Origin of the sequence: Duganella sp. 1411, assembly GCF_017833525.1 — a bacterium.
GTDB lineage: Bacteria > Pseudomonadota > Gammaproteobacteria > Burkholderiales > Burkholderiaceae_D > Rugamonas.
This window is the reverse complement of the sequence record NZ_JAFICD010000001.1, coordinates 744,191-759,131: the sequence shown is the minus strand read 5'-3', so window position 1 is coordinate 759,131 and position 14,941 is coordinate 744,191. Positions and strand designations below refer to the sequence as shown.

Below are 14,941 nucleotides of genomic sequence, written 5' to 3'. Positions count from 1 at the left end.
TGTTGACTGTTCTCATGGCGACTGACGATGGGCGGCGCTACCTGCTCGGGTGGGCGCGGCTGGTGTGCGCGGCGGTGCGGCGCGACCGCGACGGCATTTTCCGGCGGCGCTGGGAACTGGCTTTCCTCAAAAGCTATCTGGGCGAGGCAAGGCACGGCAAGCGCAACGGCAAAAACGGCCGCAAGAACATCCTCGTGACCAGTTATTCCGGCGAACTGGGCGGCATGGAGCTGCGCATGGCGCAGGAAGTGCGCTATCTGCGCGCGGCCGGCTACGACAGCGGCCTGGCGATGCGGCGTTTCGCCGGCGTGGCCGAATGGGCGCGGCGGCTGGCCGGCGAGCGGATCAGCCTGGCGGAGTACGAGCCGCCGCTGTTCTTCGAGCAATGGGAGTGGCGCCGCCTCAATCTATGGCGCGCGCGGCTGTTGGCGGGGCGCAGGCTGCGCGCGTTCCGGGCCGACCTGGTCCACGTCGCGCTGTGCTGGACCAATTACGGCGCCTCGGTGCTGTGGCTGGCCCGGCACTGCCGCCTGCCGGCCGTGATCAGCGTGCACAACGCCTTCCCGCACACCAGCTTCAGCGACTGGCATCAGCCGCTGCTCAAGCAAGCGTTTAGCGGCGTGCGCGGCATCTACGCCGTGTCGGACTCGGCAATGACCCACTTCATGGCGCTGTACCGCCCCTACATCGCGCCCGGAACCCGGCTGGCGGTGATCCCCAACCCGGTCGACACGCGGCGCTTCCGGCCGTCGGCGGCGTTGCGGCTGGCGGCGCGGCGCAGCTTGGGGGTGCCGGACGACGCGCTGGTGATCGGTTCGATCGGCCGCCTGTCCGAGCAGAAACAACCGGGCACGGCGCTGGCGATGCTGGGCATGTTGCGCAAGGCCTTTCCCAATTTGTATCTGGTGCTGGTCGGCACCGGTCCGCTGGAGGCGGACGTCAAAAGGCAGGCCGACCGCATGGGGCTGGCGGCGTATGTGATCTTCACCGGTTTCGTGGAGGCCGTCGAAGAGTTGCTGCCGGCGCTGGACGTGCACTTGCTGTTGAGCCGCAACGAGGGCTTCGGCATCTCGACGATCGAGGCCATGGCGTGCGGCGTGCCGGCCGTGGCGACCAACGTGCCGGGCAGCGCCGACATCCTGCGCGGCAGCGAAGGCGGCATCCTGATCCCGCAAGGCGACCTGAAAAACGCCGCGCCGATGGTCGCCGCGCTGCTGATCGATCCGGAGCGGCGCGCCGTCATGGGGCGCAAGGGCAGGGCCGAGGTCGAGCAACGCTACAGCGAGGAAGTCGTCGGCGAGCTGGTGCGCGCCTTCTATGACGGCTTGGTGTGATGGCGAGCGCCGGGTGCGGCAATTCTCTTGATACGCATCATCGGTGCCCGATCCGGCTTGTATAGCATGGTCAGCATGGCGCGCTATTTGCCAAGCGCGGCGCCGTCAACCCCACACACCACGAAGGATAACGTATGCGAGTCGGAATCCTGTCATATCCCATGCTGTTCCAGCGCGAGGGCGGCTTGCAGGTGCAAGTGCGGTCGACCATGGACGCGCTGCGCCAGCTCAAAGTGCCGTCGCTGCAGGTGGAGCTGGTCGACCCCAACCATCAGCGCCTCGATAGCTTCGACGTCATCCACGTATTTTCCGCCATCAACGGCAATTACCGGCTGGTGGAACTGGCCACCGAGATGGGCGTGCCGGTGGCGCTGTCGGCCTTGCTGTCGCCCAGCTGGACCAGGTCGGCCGGGCTGCGGGCGCGGCTGGCCGACGGCCTGACCGGCCACCTGACCCGGTGGAACGTGCAGACCAGCTACGCGCAAACCAAGCGCGCGCTGCAGCTGGCGCAGATGGTCATCGCGCTGGGGCCGGCCGAGCGCGCCGCCATCGTCAATGGTTTCCGCACCGACGGCGGCAAGATACGCATGCTGCCCAACGGCATCAGCCCGCGCTTTTTCAGTTCCGACCGGCAGGCCTTTGTGCGGCACACGGGCTTGAACGGCCCGTTCGTGCTGATGGTGGGGGCCATTTCGCCGTACAAGAACCAGCTGGCGCTGGTGAAGGCGCTGGAGAAGCGCGACCTGCCCATCGTGCTGATCGGCAGCGCGCAGCGGCAACACGAGGATTACCTGCAGGAGCTGCTGTCCTCGCCGCGGGTGCACTGGCTCGGCCAGCTCGACCACAACGACATGCTGCTGGCCAGCGCCTACGCGGCCGCCTCGGTGCTGGCGCTGCCCAGCCAGGGCGAGGTCTATCCGCTGGTGGTGCTGGAGGCGCTGGCCGCCGGCACCCCGGTGGTGATGACCAATGAAAGCGCGCTGAGTCTGCCTAACAGCGGTTTCGCGCTGCGGCAGTTGCGCTGGAACGATACCGACGCCCTGTGCACGGCCATCGTCGATTTCGTCGCGCGGCCGCCACGGCGCGCCGAGGTGCGCGCGCTGGTCGAGAAATTCACGTGGCAGCGGGTCGCGCTGCAGATCGCCGATTGCTATCAGGAACTATACCGGCGCGGCTGCGCCAAGCAGGAAGAGCGCCGTGTTGTTTAATTCGCTGGGTTTTTTGTTTTTGTACTTGCCGGTGGTGTACGCGGGATATGGTTGGCTGGCGCGCTGGCGGCCGCGCTGGACCGTGGGCTGGCTGGCGCTGGCGTCGCTGTTTTTCTACGGTTACTGGGACGCGCGCTACCTGCCGTTGCTGTTGGCCTCGATACTGTTCAACTACTGGTGCGGCTTGCGCATCGCCGCCGGCGCGGGCCGGCGCAAGCGCTGGCTGGTGTTCGCGCTGGCGGCCAACCTGTCGCTGCTGGCCTATTATAAATACGCGAACTTCTTCATCGACAGCCTCAACCACGTGACGGGCGCGCAATTCCCGGGCCTGGCGGTCGTTTTGCCGATCGGCATTTCGTTTTTCACGTTCACGCAGATCGCGTTTCTGGTCGATTGCCATCGCGGCCTGGCCGGAGAGTACCGTTTCATGCATTACACCCTGTTCGTCAGCTACTTCCCGCATCTGATCGCCGGTCCGGTGCTGCATCACAAGGAAATGATGCCGCAGTTCGATGCCCGTCCGGCGCCGAACGCGGCCGACTTCGCCGTCGGCAGCTCGATCTTCGTCATGGGGCTGGCCAAGAAGATCTTCCTGGCCGATCCCTTGTCGGCGCTGGTGGCGCCGGTGTTCGGCGCCGGCGCCGAGCCGCAGCTGATCGAGGCGTGGACTGGCGCGCTGGCCTACACGATGCAGCTGTATTTCGATTTCTCCGGTTATTCCGATATGGCGATTGGCTTGTCGCGGCTGTTCGGCGTCAGGTTGCCGCTCAATTTCAATTCGCCTTACCAGGCCGCCAACATCGGCGAGTTCTGGCGCCGCTGGCATATGACCTTGTCGCGCTTCCTGCGCGACTATTTATATGTGCCGCTGGGCGGCAACCGTTCGGGACCAGCGGCGCGCTACCGCAACCTGATGCTGACCATGCTATTGGGCGGCCTGTGGCATGGCGCCGGCTGGACTTTCGTCGCCTGGGGCGGCCTGCACGGCCTGTACCTGGTGCTGCATCACGCCTGGCTGGCGCTGCGCGGACCACGGCCGGCGGCTTGGTGGGGGCGCGGCCTGACGTTCGTGGCCGTTATGGCCGCGTGGGTGATCTTCCGCGCGCCCGACCTGGCGACGGCCGGCGACATCCTGCTGGCGCTGGTGGGTGGCAACGGTGTTTCGTTGCCGCGCGGACTGGCGGTGCACGCGCAACCCTTGCTGGCACTGGGACTGCGGCCCGATTTTTCGGGCATCCGCTGGATCGACTTCGGCAGCGCCAGCACGGCGACGCTGCCGCTGGCCATGGCGCTGGCGTTTCTGGCGCCGAACACGCAGCAAATTTTCCGCCATTACGAACCGGCCGTCGAACAAATCATCGGCCGCGCCGGGCGGCTGCAGTGGAGCTGGATGCCGAACCGGGTCTGGGGGCTGGCGTTCTCGCTGGTGTTGCTCGGTTGCCTGTTCAGCATGAACCGCGTCAGCGAATTTCTCTATTTCCAATTCTGATCATGGCCATCCATCCCCCGGCCGCGTGGCGCGGCTACGTGACCGTCTTCGGCGCGGTCAGCACGCTGGTGGCCGGCGCCGTTGCCGTCCTTAATTACCAGGTCGATCCGTACGTGACGCATCAATGGGGCACGCCCAAGGTCGGGCAGTTGCGGCCCAGCCGGGAAAAACTCGGCGCCTGGGGCAAGACGTACGCGCTGGCCAAGTTCCGTCCCGCCATCGTCTACGCCGGAAATTCGCGCACCGAGCTCGGTCTGCCGACGCGCACCGCGCTGTTTCCGGGCAAGAAGGTCTTCAACGGCGGCTTGTCGGGCGCCTCGCTGGGCGACGCCATCGCCATGGTCCATCACGCGAACGCGGTCAGCCTGCTGGACACCGTCATCTGGGGCGTCGACGTGGCATCGTTCTCGCTGGAAGCGGGCAACACCGATTTCGACCGCGCGCTGGTCGCCAGCGACCGTTTCTACCTTGCACGGCGCGCCTTGCTCGACATCAAGCGCGCCTTGACGACCGACATGACGATGGCGTCGATCCGCCAGCTGCGCGGCAGCTCGGCGCGGACTTGTCGTTCCAGCCTGGCGTTCCGCGGCCAGCGCGACGACGTTTGCGTGCGCGACCTCATCGACGAAATGGGCGGGACCGCCAAGGGTATCGTGCCGCGTCTGCGCGAGTACGTTCGTGGCGGCGGGCCCACGGCCGAGGCGATGGCGGCGTTCGACGCCAGCGTCGGCGAGCTGTGTCGATCCGGCACTAAAGTGCGGCTCTACATCAATCCGACCCACGCGACCACCGCCGATGTGCTGTATCACGCCGGCAAATGGCAGGCGATGGAGACATGGCAGGGACAACTGGCCGCCCTGGGCCGGCGCCAGCGGGCGGCCGGTTGCGACGCGCGCGTTTTCGATTTCTCCGGCTTCAACAGCATCACCACCGAGCCGATCCCGCAGGCCAGCGGCAAGCGCGACATGGTGTATTTCTGGGAAGCGTCGCACCACCGCGTCAATGTGGGCGCGATGATTTTGAGCCGCATGGTCGGCGGCAGGGACGACGTGCCGGCGGATTTCGGCATCGAGCTGACGCCGGAGACGGTCGCCGCGCACCAGGCCGGGCAGCGCGCCGGGCGCGACCGCTATCATCTCGAGCATCCGCTGGAAAGCGCGATGGCGCGGCAGGTGGCGGCCGAAGGCCTGCCTTAGTTGGCGCGCGCCTTGCTGATGACGTAACGGTGCTTGCCGGAGGCTTCGGCCGGGATCGTCGCGACTTCTTCGATCACAATCTCGACCGACGATCCCAGGCGCGCACGGAACTGGCTGACGATGCTCAGGTGCAGCGGGGGCGGCAGGCCGTCCACGCTGACCACCAGCACCCGGGTGCGCTCCAGGCTTTCCTGGATGATCTTGAAGGCGCGCACCTGCGGCAGGTCGCGCAGGATGTAGATCAGCGCCAGGCCGTGCATGAGGGTGCCATCGCGGGCGACGACGAAATCGGTGGTCCGGCCTTCGATCCGCTTGAGCATCGGCAAGCCGCGTCCGCAGCGGCAAGGTTGCGGGTCGAGTGCGCCGATGTCGCCCGTGTCGTAGCGGATGAACGGAAACTCGCCGCTGGCCAGGTGGGTGACGACGATGGCGCCGCTGTCGCCGGGCTTGACCGGCCGGCCGCGCGGATCGAGGATTTCGACGATGATGTCCTCGGCGGTGATATGCATGCCGCCTTCCGGGCACTCGTGGGCGATGAAGCCCGAGTCGCGCCCGCCGTAGCCGTTGGCGACCGGCGCGCCGAACGCGGCCGCGAGCAGCGCGCGTTGTTCCTCGTACAGCCGTTCGGCCGTGGTGAACACCACCTTGACGCCGAGGTCGTCGAGCGCGATGCCGCGCGCGTGCGCATGCCGCGCCAACAGGCTCATCACGGACGGATAGCCGAACAGCATCGCCGGCCGGTGCCGTTTCAGCCGCGCCAGGTAGTCGTCCAGGCGGGCGGGGGACAGCTCGAAGGCCGGCAGCAGCGTGGTGCGCAGCAGGCGGTCGCGCAGCGCGCGCCAGTAATCCTGCGCCTTGAGCTCGATCGGCGAGCCCCACAGCACGGCCTCGCGGTCGCCGATGTCGACGCCCCACCAGCGCGTGGCGCGCCATTTGGCGGCGACGTCGTGGCTGACGCGTTGCTTTCCCAGAAAGAAAATCAGCGGCTCGCCGCTGGAGCCGCCCGTGTTGAAGCGTTGCAGCGTCCCGGCGGTCGCGGCGACGAATTCGTCCCGGTGATCGTTGATATCGCACTTGCGCAACACCGGCAGCGCTTGCAGGTCGCGCAGGTCCTGCAGCCGCGCGGGATCGAAGCCGAGGTTGGCGTATTGTTGGCGGTAATAGGGCACGTGTTGCGCGGCGTGCAGCAGCAGCCCCTTCAGCCGCCGCAGTTGCAAGGCCTCGATTTCGCGCGGCGGCAACCACTGGCTGTGCTCCATTTGGCGCCGCACGGCGTGGCTGTTGTGCCGCTTGAGGCGCTCGTGCAGCGGGAACAACAGCTTCGACACCCACGCCGTGTAGCCGGACGCGGGCGGGCGCCTGAGCGCGCGCCGGTATTGCGCCATCAGCAGCGGCGCCACGCGCTCCCAGCTGTAGCATCGCGCCTGCAACAGGCCTTCGATGGCCAGGCGCCGCGCCTTGTGTTCGTCCAGCAGCAGCGACAGCATCGCCTGCGCCATCGCGCAACTGTCGCCGGCCGGCACCAGCAGTCCGTTGACGTCGTGCGTGACCAGATACGGCACGCCGCCGACGTCGGTGCTGACGACCGGCACGCCGCTGGCCCAGGCCTCCAGCACCGAGTTCGGCGTGTTGTCGGCCAGGCTGGGATTGAGGACCACATCGGCCTGGCGATACAGTTCGGCCATGGCGGCGTGCTCGGTCCTGCCGGCGAAGACGACGGCGTTGCCCAACCCCAGTTCTTCGGCCAGCGCCCGCAGGCGCGCCAATTCCGGCCCTTCGCCGCAGACGGTCAGCCGGGCGTGCGGCAGCGCGATGCGCACCATCGCCAGCGCGCGCAGGGCGCTGGCGTTGTCGTAAATCGGTTCGAGGTGGCGCGCCACCAGGATCGCGGCGCCGCCGGCCGGTCCGCGCGGGCGCTCCGGACAGGGCTGGAAGCGCGCCGGATCGACGACGTTGGGGACGATTTGCGCGCGGATGCCGTGGCGTTCGAAGACCTCGGCCAGGAAGCCGGACGGCACGATGACGGCGTCGGCGCGGCGCAGGCTGAAGCGCACCAGGCCGGCGCCGCGGGCCAGGAAGGCGCGCGCCTCGCCGCCGCGGTAATTGACGACGACGCCCTTGCCGCGCAGGCGGCCGATCCAGATCGCCGGCGCCGCGAACAAGTGCCACGACCAGCCGGAGTTGGCCATCACGTGCAGCAGCTCGGCGCGCCCGGCCGCCCGCCATAGCCGCCACAGATACGGCGCCAGGCGCGCCACGGCGCGCGCGCCGCGCACGCGCGCGATCCAGCTCGGCCACGGCGGATTGACCCGCACCAGCTCGACCTCGGCGCCGGCGGCGCGCAGCAACGCCGCCAGCTGGACCGTTTGGTTGGCGATGCCGCCGGCCGGCGGCGGCAGCGGCCCGACCAGCGCGATGCGCAGGCCGTGCGCGCCGGCCGGCGCATCGCAGGCGGGGTGGTCGGCGTGGTCGGTCATGCGGACGCGGCGGCCAGGCGCTGGTAGATGTCGCGGTAGCGGTCGACGCTGCCGCGCCAGTTGCGCTCGTTTTCGACGTAGGTGCGGGCCTGGGCGCGCAGTTGCGGCCAGGTCCGCACCTGCCGCACCAGCGCGACGACCTGGTCGGCCAGCGCGCCGGCGTCGCCGGCTTTGAACAGCATGCCGGTCTTGCCGTGTTCGATCATTTCGCGGTGGCCGCCGACGTCGGACGCCACGATCAGCCGTCCCTGCGCCATCGCCTCCAACGGCTTGAGCGGCGTGACCAGTTCGGTCAGGCGCATCGGCAGGCGCGGATAGACGAGGATGTCGACCAGCCGGTAGTAATCGTCGACCTTGTCGTGCGGCACCCGGCCGGCGAAGGTGACGCGCGATTCGACGCGCAGCTCGATGGCCAGCGCCTGCAGTTCGCGCTCCTGCGGCCCGCCGCCGACCAGCAGCAATCGCAGCGACGGCACCGCCGCCAGCATGCGCGGCAGCGCGCGGATCAACAGCGCCAGGCCCTCGTAGGCGTAGAACGAGCCGATGAAGCCCAGCACCAGGTGGCCGGTCAGGCCCAGGCGGTGGGCCAGCAGGCCGTCCGGCGGCGCCGTGTCGCCGAAGCGGTCGCTGTCGACCGCGTTCGGGATCACCGTCACCTTGGCGGCCGGGATGCCGCGCGCGACGATGTCGGCGCGCAAGCCTTCGCAGATCGTGGTGACGGCGTCGGCGCGCCGCAGCACGTGGTTTTCCAGCGCCCGCGTCAGGCGGTAGCGCAGGCCGCCGGCGCGGCTGGTGCCGTGGTCGGCGGCGGCGTCCTCCCAGAACGCGCGGATCTCGTAGACCACCGGGATGCCGAGCGCGCGGCCGACGCCGAGCGCGGCGACGGCGTTGAGCGCCGGCGAGTGGGCGTGCAGGATATGCGGCTTGGCCTTTTCTGCAACCTGGCGCAGGCGGCGGCGCAGGCCGGCGACGACGCCGAACTGCCGCAGCACCGGCAGCCGTGCCCACCAGTCCGGCAGCGGCGCGGTGCGGAAGAAGTGCCAGCCGTCGACCTCCTGTTCGTCCCCTTGGGCGGCCGGATCGGCGCCTTGCTTGGCGCTGGTCAGGTGGAAGGTTTGCCAGCCCAGCGCGCGCTGCTGGCCGAGGATGGCGAGCGTGCGGAAGGTGTAGCCGCTGTGCAGCGGCGCCGAGTGGTCGAGTATGTGCAGGATCCGCATGCTCATGCCGCCTGCCTTTCGGTCGAGAGCGTGGGCGCCTCCAGCGTCTGGCGCAGGAAGGATTCGAACATCATCAGCGACCACAACGGGGCGCTGTGGTCGCGCCGCCCGGACTGGTGTTGCGCCACCAGCTCGCGCGCGTAGGCCAGGTTGAACAGGCCGCAGTCGGCCAGCACCGGGCTGTTCAGGCAGCGTTGCAGGCGCGGCCCCAGCGGACCGCGGAACCAGTCGGCCAGCGGCACCGAAAAGCCCATCTTGTCGCGGTACAGGATTTCCTCGGGCAGATAAGGCTCCAGGCCCTTCTTGAACAGGAACTTGCCGACGCCGCGCTGCAGCTTGAGCGACGGCGGCAGGCCGGAGATCCATTCGACCAGCTGGTGGTCGAGCAGCGGCACGCGCACCTCGAGGCCGTGCGCCATGCTGGCGCGGTCGACCTTGGTCAGGATGTCGCCCGGCAGATAGGTTTTCAGATCCAGGTATTGCACCAGCGACAGCGCGTCGTCGGCCGGGCAGGCGGCGGCGTGGCGGCGCAGCACCTCGACCGCGCGGTACTGGCCGATATTGCGCCGCAGCGAAGGGCTGAACAGCTTGGCCCGCATCGGGTCGCTCATAATGGACACGCCGTGGAAATACGCGGCCACCGAATCGCGCGCCAGGCCTTCGAAGGTGGTCTTGGCTCGCAGCGGACGGGGCGCCCAGTCGGCCTTCGGATACAGCCGGCCCAGCGCGCCGAACACCGGCTTGCGCAGCGACAGCGGCAGCATCGCGCGGAAGCGCTCCTCGTGCAGGTGCCAGCGGTAGCGGCGGTAGCCGGCCAGGTTCTCGTCGCCGCCGTCGCCCGACAGCGCCACCGTCACGCGCCGGCGCGCCAGCTCGCATACGCGGTAGGTGGGCAGGGCCGAACTGTCGGCGAACGGTTCGTCGTACAGCACGGCCAACTGGTCGATCAGGTCGGCGTCGTGCTGCTCGACGCGCTCGCTGTGGTGGTTGGTGGCGTAGCGTTCGGCCACCACTTGCGCGTACGGCGACTCGTCGAACTGGGCGTCGGCGAAGGCGATCGAGCAGGTGTTGACCGGCTGGGCCGACTGTTGCGCCATCATGGCGACCACGGCGCTCGAATCGACGCCGCCGGACAGGAAGGCGCCCAGCGGCACCTCGGCCACCAGGCGGATGGCGACCGCCTCGCGTAGGCGCGCGATCAGCTCGTCGGCGGCCTGCTCGGTGCTCACCAGGCGGTGCGGCTTGAACGGCACGTCCCAGTAGCGCTTGGGCAGGCCGGGCGAGCTGCCCTTGCGCACCAGCAGCGTGTGGCCCGGTTCGAGCTTGCGGATTTGCCGGAAGATGGTGCGCGGCTCGGGGATGTAGCCGTAGGCGAAATAGTCCTCGACGGCCAGCGGGTCGAGCTCGCGGCGCACGCGGCTGTGCGCCAGCAGCGCCTTCATTTCGGAGGCGAACACCAGCTGGCCGTCGTCGAGCAGCGCGTAGTGCAGCGGCTTGACGCCGAGCCGGTCGCGCGCCAGGAACAGGGCTTGCTGCTTGCGGTCCCACAGGCCGAAGGCGAACATGCCGCGGAAGTGCTGCACGCAGCGTTCGCCCCATTGTTCCCACGCGTGCACGATGACCTCGGTGTCGCAGTGGGTGCGGAACACGTGGCCGAACTGCTCCAGCTCGCGCTTGAGCGCGGGGAAGTTGTAGATTTCGCCGTTGTAGACCACCACCACCGTGTGATCCTCGTTGAACAGCGGTTGCTGGCCGCTCTTGAGGTCGATGATGGCGAGCCGGCGGTGGCCGAGGCCGACGCCGGGTTCGCGGTGCATGCCGCTGTCGTCCGGGCCGCGGTGGGCCTGGACGTCGGTCATGCGCTGCAGGAGCCCGGCGTCGATGTCGGGCTGTCGATACAAATCAAATATGCCGGCGATCGCGCACATGGCTATCCTTTCATCGGGGGCAATTGGGTGAGCTTGTCGTAGACGGCGAGGTAGGCGTCGGCCATCGCCGTGAGGCTGAATTCGGCCAGCACGCGGCGCCGACCGTGCGCGCCGTGGTGGGCGGCCAGGCCGGGAATGCGGTAGTAGGCGCCGATGGCGTCGGCCAGCATTTCCGGGTTGCGCGCCGGGACCAAGGTGCCGGTCCAGCCGCTTTGCACCAGGTCGGCGTTGCCGCCGACGGCCGTGGCCACCACCGGCAGCCCGGTGGCCATCGCCTCGAGGATGGTGTTGGAGGTGCCCTCGGCCAGCGACGGCAGCGCGAACACGTCCATCGAGCGCATCAGTTGCGAGATGTCGTCGCGGGTGCCGGGCAGCCAGGCCAGGTGCGACACGCCGGCCTGGTACAGCAGGTCGAGGCAGGGTTGGCGGCACGGGCCGTCGCCGATGATCATCAGGCGCATATGCGCCTGCGCCATTTCGTCCTCGGCCAGTAACAACAGGAAGGCATGCACCAGCGCCATGTAATCCTTGACCTCGACCATGCGCCCGACGCTGCCGATGACGAACGAATCCTCGCCGAGGAAACCGGTGGGGCCGACCGCCGCCGGCGGCCCCAGCCGGGGATGGAACAGCACGCTGTCGACGCCGTTGCGGATGTGGGTGACGCGCTGGGGGCGGGCGCCGATGGTGCCCACCAGCCACGCCTCGAGGTCCTTGCTGACGGCGATGAAATGGCCGATCAACGGCCGCAGCAGCTTGCGCAGCAGCCGGTGGCGCAGGTTGCGTCCGTACAAATCCTGCATGTCGCGGCCGTGTTCGCCGTGCACGCGCAGCCGCACGCCGGCCGCCGCCGCCAGCAACTGGCCTTCCAGGCTGGACAGGTTGCGGGTGTGGATCAGCAGCGGATGCAATTGCCTGAGCGTGCGGAACAGCCGAAAGTAATGCGCCCAATCCTTGCCGTCGCGTTTGTTGAGGCTGATGATCTCGACGCCGGGCCGGCGGATGCGGCGCGCGAAATCGCTGTGGTCCTTCATGCAGACGATGGCGTGGCGGTAGCGGTCGGGCGGCAAGTTATTGATCAGGTTGACCAGGCCGTTCTCCAGCCCGCCCACGTCCAGCTGGTGAATCAGGTGGACGATCAGCGGCGCGCAGGCGTCCTCAGCGGGCCGCATCGCGCAGTCCTTGGTCGATCGCGGGCAGCATCGCCAGCAACAGCTCGTGCATGGCGCGCCCGGCGGCGGCGCTGTCGTCGTCGTAGGCCGACGCCAGCACGATTTCGGCGCCGCCGTCGTCGTCGCCCAGCAGCTTGCTCTTGGCCAGCATTAACTTCAGCAATTGCGGGCTGGCGGTGTCGACGCCGTCCTGGCGGTACCAACGCCACACCAGCAGCTTGATGCCGGCGGCCTGTTCGACGCTCTGGCGCACGGCCAAGGCGCGGCCGCCGACGGCGATGTCGCGCTGGATGGCGTCGATCTCGGACCAGCGCGGCAGGCCGGGCGCGACGTCGCGGCGCACCGGCGCCAGCAACTCCGAGCGCCGGGTCTGGTGGCGGTACCATGTCAGTTGCAGCGACACGGTGCGGCGGCCGTCGTCGTAGTTGGCCGACCAGCGGCGCGCTTGGCCCATGTGCCGCGCCTGCCAGTCGTTGGCGCCCATCGGCGCGGCGTGCCACGGCGCCGGCGGCGGCGCCACCACCAGCGGCGCGGGCGGATCGGCGTCCGGCGGGTCGGGCCGCAGGGCCAGCTGCGCCAGCAGCGGCCAGACGGCGGTGACGGCGGCCACGGCCAGCGCCATCCGCACGAAGCCGGCGGGGCTGGACGGCGCCAATCGGGCCGAGACGCCCGGCACCGGCACCGGCTCGGCGGGCGGCGCGGTGCCGGCCGCGGCGTCGTCGATATCGCGCCAGCGCGCGCCGATCCAGAACAGCAGCGCCGACACCAGCCCGAAAAACACCCAGCCATAGACCAGGTGGTCGATGCCGATGGCCAGCGTCATATTGCTCCAGTGGCCGATCAACACGATCGTGAACGCGCGCAGGGCGTTGGCGAACACGGGGACCACCGCGCTGACCGCGATGAACAGCAGGCGCCGGCCGGCGCCGCGATACGTCATGTCGGCATACATGGCGCCCAGGGCCAGCGAGGCGATCAGGTAGCGCAGCCCGCTGCAGGCGTCGACCACCGACCAGTTGCCGCTGGGTAGGGACAAATAATTGTTTTCGCGGAACACGGGAATGCCGGTCAGTTGCAGCAGGAAGACGGTGCAGCGGGCGGTGAATTCGATCAGCGGCGGGATCAGGATCTCGCCGAACGGCACCGCCAGCAACAGGTAGCACAGCGGATACGACAGGGCGCGGGCATGGGCAGCGCCCAGCACGGCGGGCACGGTGGCCACCAGCATCAACACGAACAGGTATTGTTGCAGCACCTGGACGTTGGCGACCTCCGCCGGCAGCCACAGCGCGCCCAGCGCGGCCAGCGCCAGCAGCGCCGACGGCGTAGGCCGCACCGGCAGGGTGGCCAGGCGCCGGCGCCGGCGCCAGATCATCCAGCCGACGATGGGTGGAATGACGAAGCCGTGCGCGAAGGTGTCCGAGCGCAGCCACACGCCGACGATGGCGGCGGCGGTGGCGTAATGGATCAGCAGCACGGCGCACAGCGCCGCCGCCAGGCAGGCGTAGGCGACCGTGCGGGCCGACAGCGCGCCCGGCTTGGCCCGGGGCCGGCGCACCGGCGACGGCAGCAGGACCGGATCGGCGCTCATAGCGCCTGCTCCGGGACGCCGCCGCCGCGCTCCCGCGTCGGTTCCGGTTGCCGTTGCGGCGCGGCGTCGCCGCCGGTGCGGTCACCGGTGTTGGCGTCGGCGGGCGGCGGTTCGACCTCGCCGGCGTCGTCGTCCGCCACGCCGAGCGCGGCGCCGAGCCGGCGCAGGTTGTCGTCCCAGCGGTAGTCGCGCAGGATGCGGCGGCGCGCGGCCGCGCCCAACCCGCCCGGCGCGACCAGTTCCCGTCCGACGTAATAGATGAATTCGCCGGCGTCGGCGGCCCGCAGCGCTTCGGCGCCGACGGTGGTGCTGATGCCTTCCAGCGCCTGCGGCGTGGCGACCACGGTTTTCTCCATCGCCATCGCCTCGAGCACCTTGTTTTGCACGCCTCGGCCGATGTGCAACGGCGCGACGATCACGCTGGCGTGGCGCAGATAGGGCCGGATGTCGGCGACGGTACCGCTGACGGCCACGCCCGGCAGCCGCTGCAGCGCCAGCACGCCGTGCGCCGGCCGCGAGCCGACGATGTGGAATTGCAAGTCCGGAAATTGCAGCCGCAGCGACGGCAACACCCGCTCGGCGAACCAGACCGCCGCCTCGATGTTGGGCGCGTAATCCATCGCCCCGGTCATGGCCACCACCCGCACGGCCGGATAGGGGTTGGGCAATTTGTGCCGGGGCGAAAAATACTCGCTGTCGACGCCGTTGTTGAAGTAGTCGATCGTGTGGGCCGCCTCGGGCGCGCGCAGGCGGAACAGCGCCGCCTCCGCGCGCGACACCAGCATGACCTGGTCGAACTGGCGGGCCACCAGGCGCTCGTAGTCGAGCAGCTGGGTGCCCTCGCGGCGGTACAGCATCGACAGCGGCCACGGCGCGCCGCCGGCGTACTCCCGCCACTTCTCCGAATCGACGTCGACCAGGTCCATGACGCGCATCAGCTTGCCGTGTTCGGTGTGCGACGGCAGGTATTGGGCCATCGGGCCGGAGAAGGCCAGCGCGGTGCCGATGGCGTGGGCGTCGAGCGTGCGGTTGACCCAGCGCTGCAGCCGCGCGTGGCGGAAATACGGCAGGCTGAGCGGCTCATCGGTGACCAGCCCGCGCAGGCTGGCCAGCCGGGTCCAGCGCGGATGGGTGCGGATGAAGCAGGAGCTGGCGCAACCGGCGGCCAGGTGCTCGGCGTAGCGCAGGTCCTCGGCGTTGTCGATGAAGGTGCCGAGGTGCACGCGGAAGTGGCGCTGCAGGTAGCGCAGCACGTGGTAGGCGCGTATCTTGTCGCCCTTGTTGGGTGGATACGGCATCCGGTGGGGCAGAAACAGCAGGTCCCGCATG

The 14,941-nt window shown here is 69.2% G+C and carries 10 protein-coding genes; 4 read left to right on the top strand and 6 right to left on the bottom strand.

Annotated features, from left to right (window positions below):
• Positions 1–14 precede the first annotated feature (14 nt).
• The 4 genes from JOD97_RS02920 to JOD97_RS02905 all read left to right on the top strand — a co-directional run bounded on the left by JOD97_RS02920 (position 15) and on the right by JOD97_RS02905 (position 5,227).
• Positions 15–1,334 carry a glycosyltransferase family 4 protein gene (locus tag JOD97_RS02920; RefSeq protein WP_209713115.1) on the top strand — a complete coding sequence of 440 codons (1,320 nt, stop codon included), beginning with the start codon at positions 15–17 and terminating at the stop codon, positions 1,332–1,334.
• Positions 1,335–1,468: 134 nt separating this feature from the next.
• Positions 1,469–2,542: a glycosyltransferase family 4 protein gene (locus JOD97_RS02915; protein ID WP_229264161.1), complete on the top strand. Its 1,074-nt coding sequence runs from the start codon at positions 1,469–1,471 to the stop codon at positions 2,540–2,542.
• On the top strand, positions 2,532–4,031 hold the full coding sequence (locus JOD97_RS02910; protein WP_209713114.1) for an MBOAT family protein: 1,500 nt from the start codon (positions 2,532–2,534) through the stop codon (positions 4,029–4,031). The genes JOD97_RS02915 and JOD97_RS02910 overlap by 11 nt, the downstream gene beginning before the upstream one ends.
• Before the next feature lie 2 nt (positions 4,032–4,033).
• Positions 4,034–5,227: a hypothetical protein gene (locus tag JOD97_RS02905; protein WP_209713113.1), complete on the top strand. Its 1,194-nt coding sequence runs from the start codon at positions 4,034–4,036 to the stop codon at positions 5,225–5,227.
• Here the strand turns inward: JOD97_RS02905 and JOD97_RS02900 are convergent.
• From JOD97_RS02900 to JOD97_RS02875, 6 genes are read right to left on the bottom strand one after another with little or no spacing between them, the layout of a single operon-like run.
• Positions 5,224–7,704 (bottom strand): glycosyltransferase, encoded by a 2,481-nt coding sequence (locus tag JOD97_RS02900; RefSeq protein ID WP_209713112.1) that lies wholly within the window; start codon positions 7,702–7,704, stop codon positions 5,224–5,226. The genes JOD97_RS02905 and JOD97_RS02900 overlap by 4 nt on opposite strands.
• Entirely contained in the window at positions 7,701–8,921 is a 1,221-nt protein-coding gene (locus JOD97_RS02895; RefSeq protein ID WP_209717100.1) for a TIGR04063 family PEP-CTERM/XrtA system glycosyltransferase, read from the bottom strand. The genes JOD97_RS02900 and JOD97_RS02895 overlap by 4 nt, the downstream gene beginning before the upstream one ends.
• Positions 8,922–8,923: 2 nt before the next feature.
• Positions 8,924–10,849: an XrtA/PEP-CTERM system amidotransferase gene (locus JOD97_RS02890; RefSeq protein WP_209713111.1), complete on the bottom strand. Its 1,926-nt coding sequence runs from the start codon at positions 10,847–10,849 to the stop codon at positions 8,924–8,926.
• Positions 10,850–10,851: 2 nt separating this feature from the next.
• The gene (locus JOD97_RS02885) at positions 10,852–12,021 is read right to left on the bottom strand and encodes a TIGR03088 family PEP-CTERM/XrtA system glycosyltransferase (protein ID WP_209713110.1); all 1,170 of its coding nucleotides are present in this window, start codon (positions 12,019–12,021) and stop codon (positions 10,852–10,854) included.
• The gene (gene xrtA, locus JOD97_RS02880; protein WP_209713109.1) at positions 12,008–13,612 is read right to left on the bottom strand and encodes an exosortase A; all 1,605 of its coding nucleotides are present in this window, start codon (positions 13,610–13,612) and stop codon (positions 12,008–12,010) included. The genes JOD97_RS02885 and xrtA overlap by 14 nt, the downstream gene beginning before the upstream one ends.
• Entirely contained in the window at positions 13,609–14,940 is a 1,332-nt protein-coding gene (locus tag JOD97_RS02875; RefSeq protein WP_209713108.1) for a TIGR03087 family PEP-CTERM/XrtA system glycosyltransferase, read from the bottom strand. The genes xrtA and JOD97_RS02875 overlap by 4 nt, the downstream gene beginning before the upstream one ends.
• Between the last annotated feature and the right edge of the window lies 1 nt (position 14,941).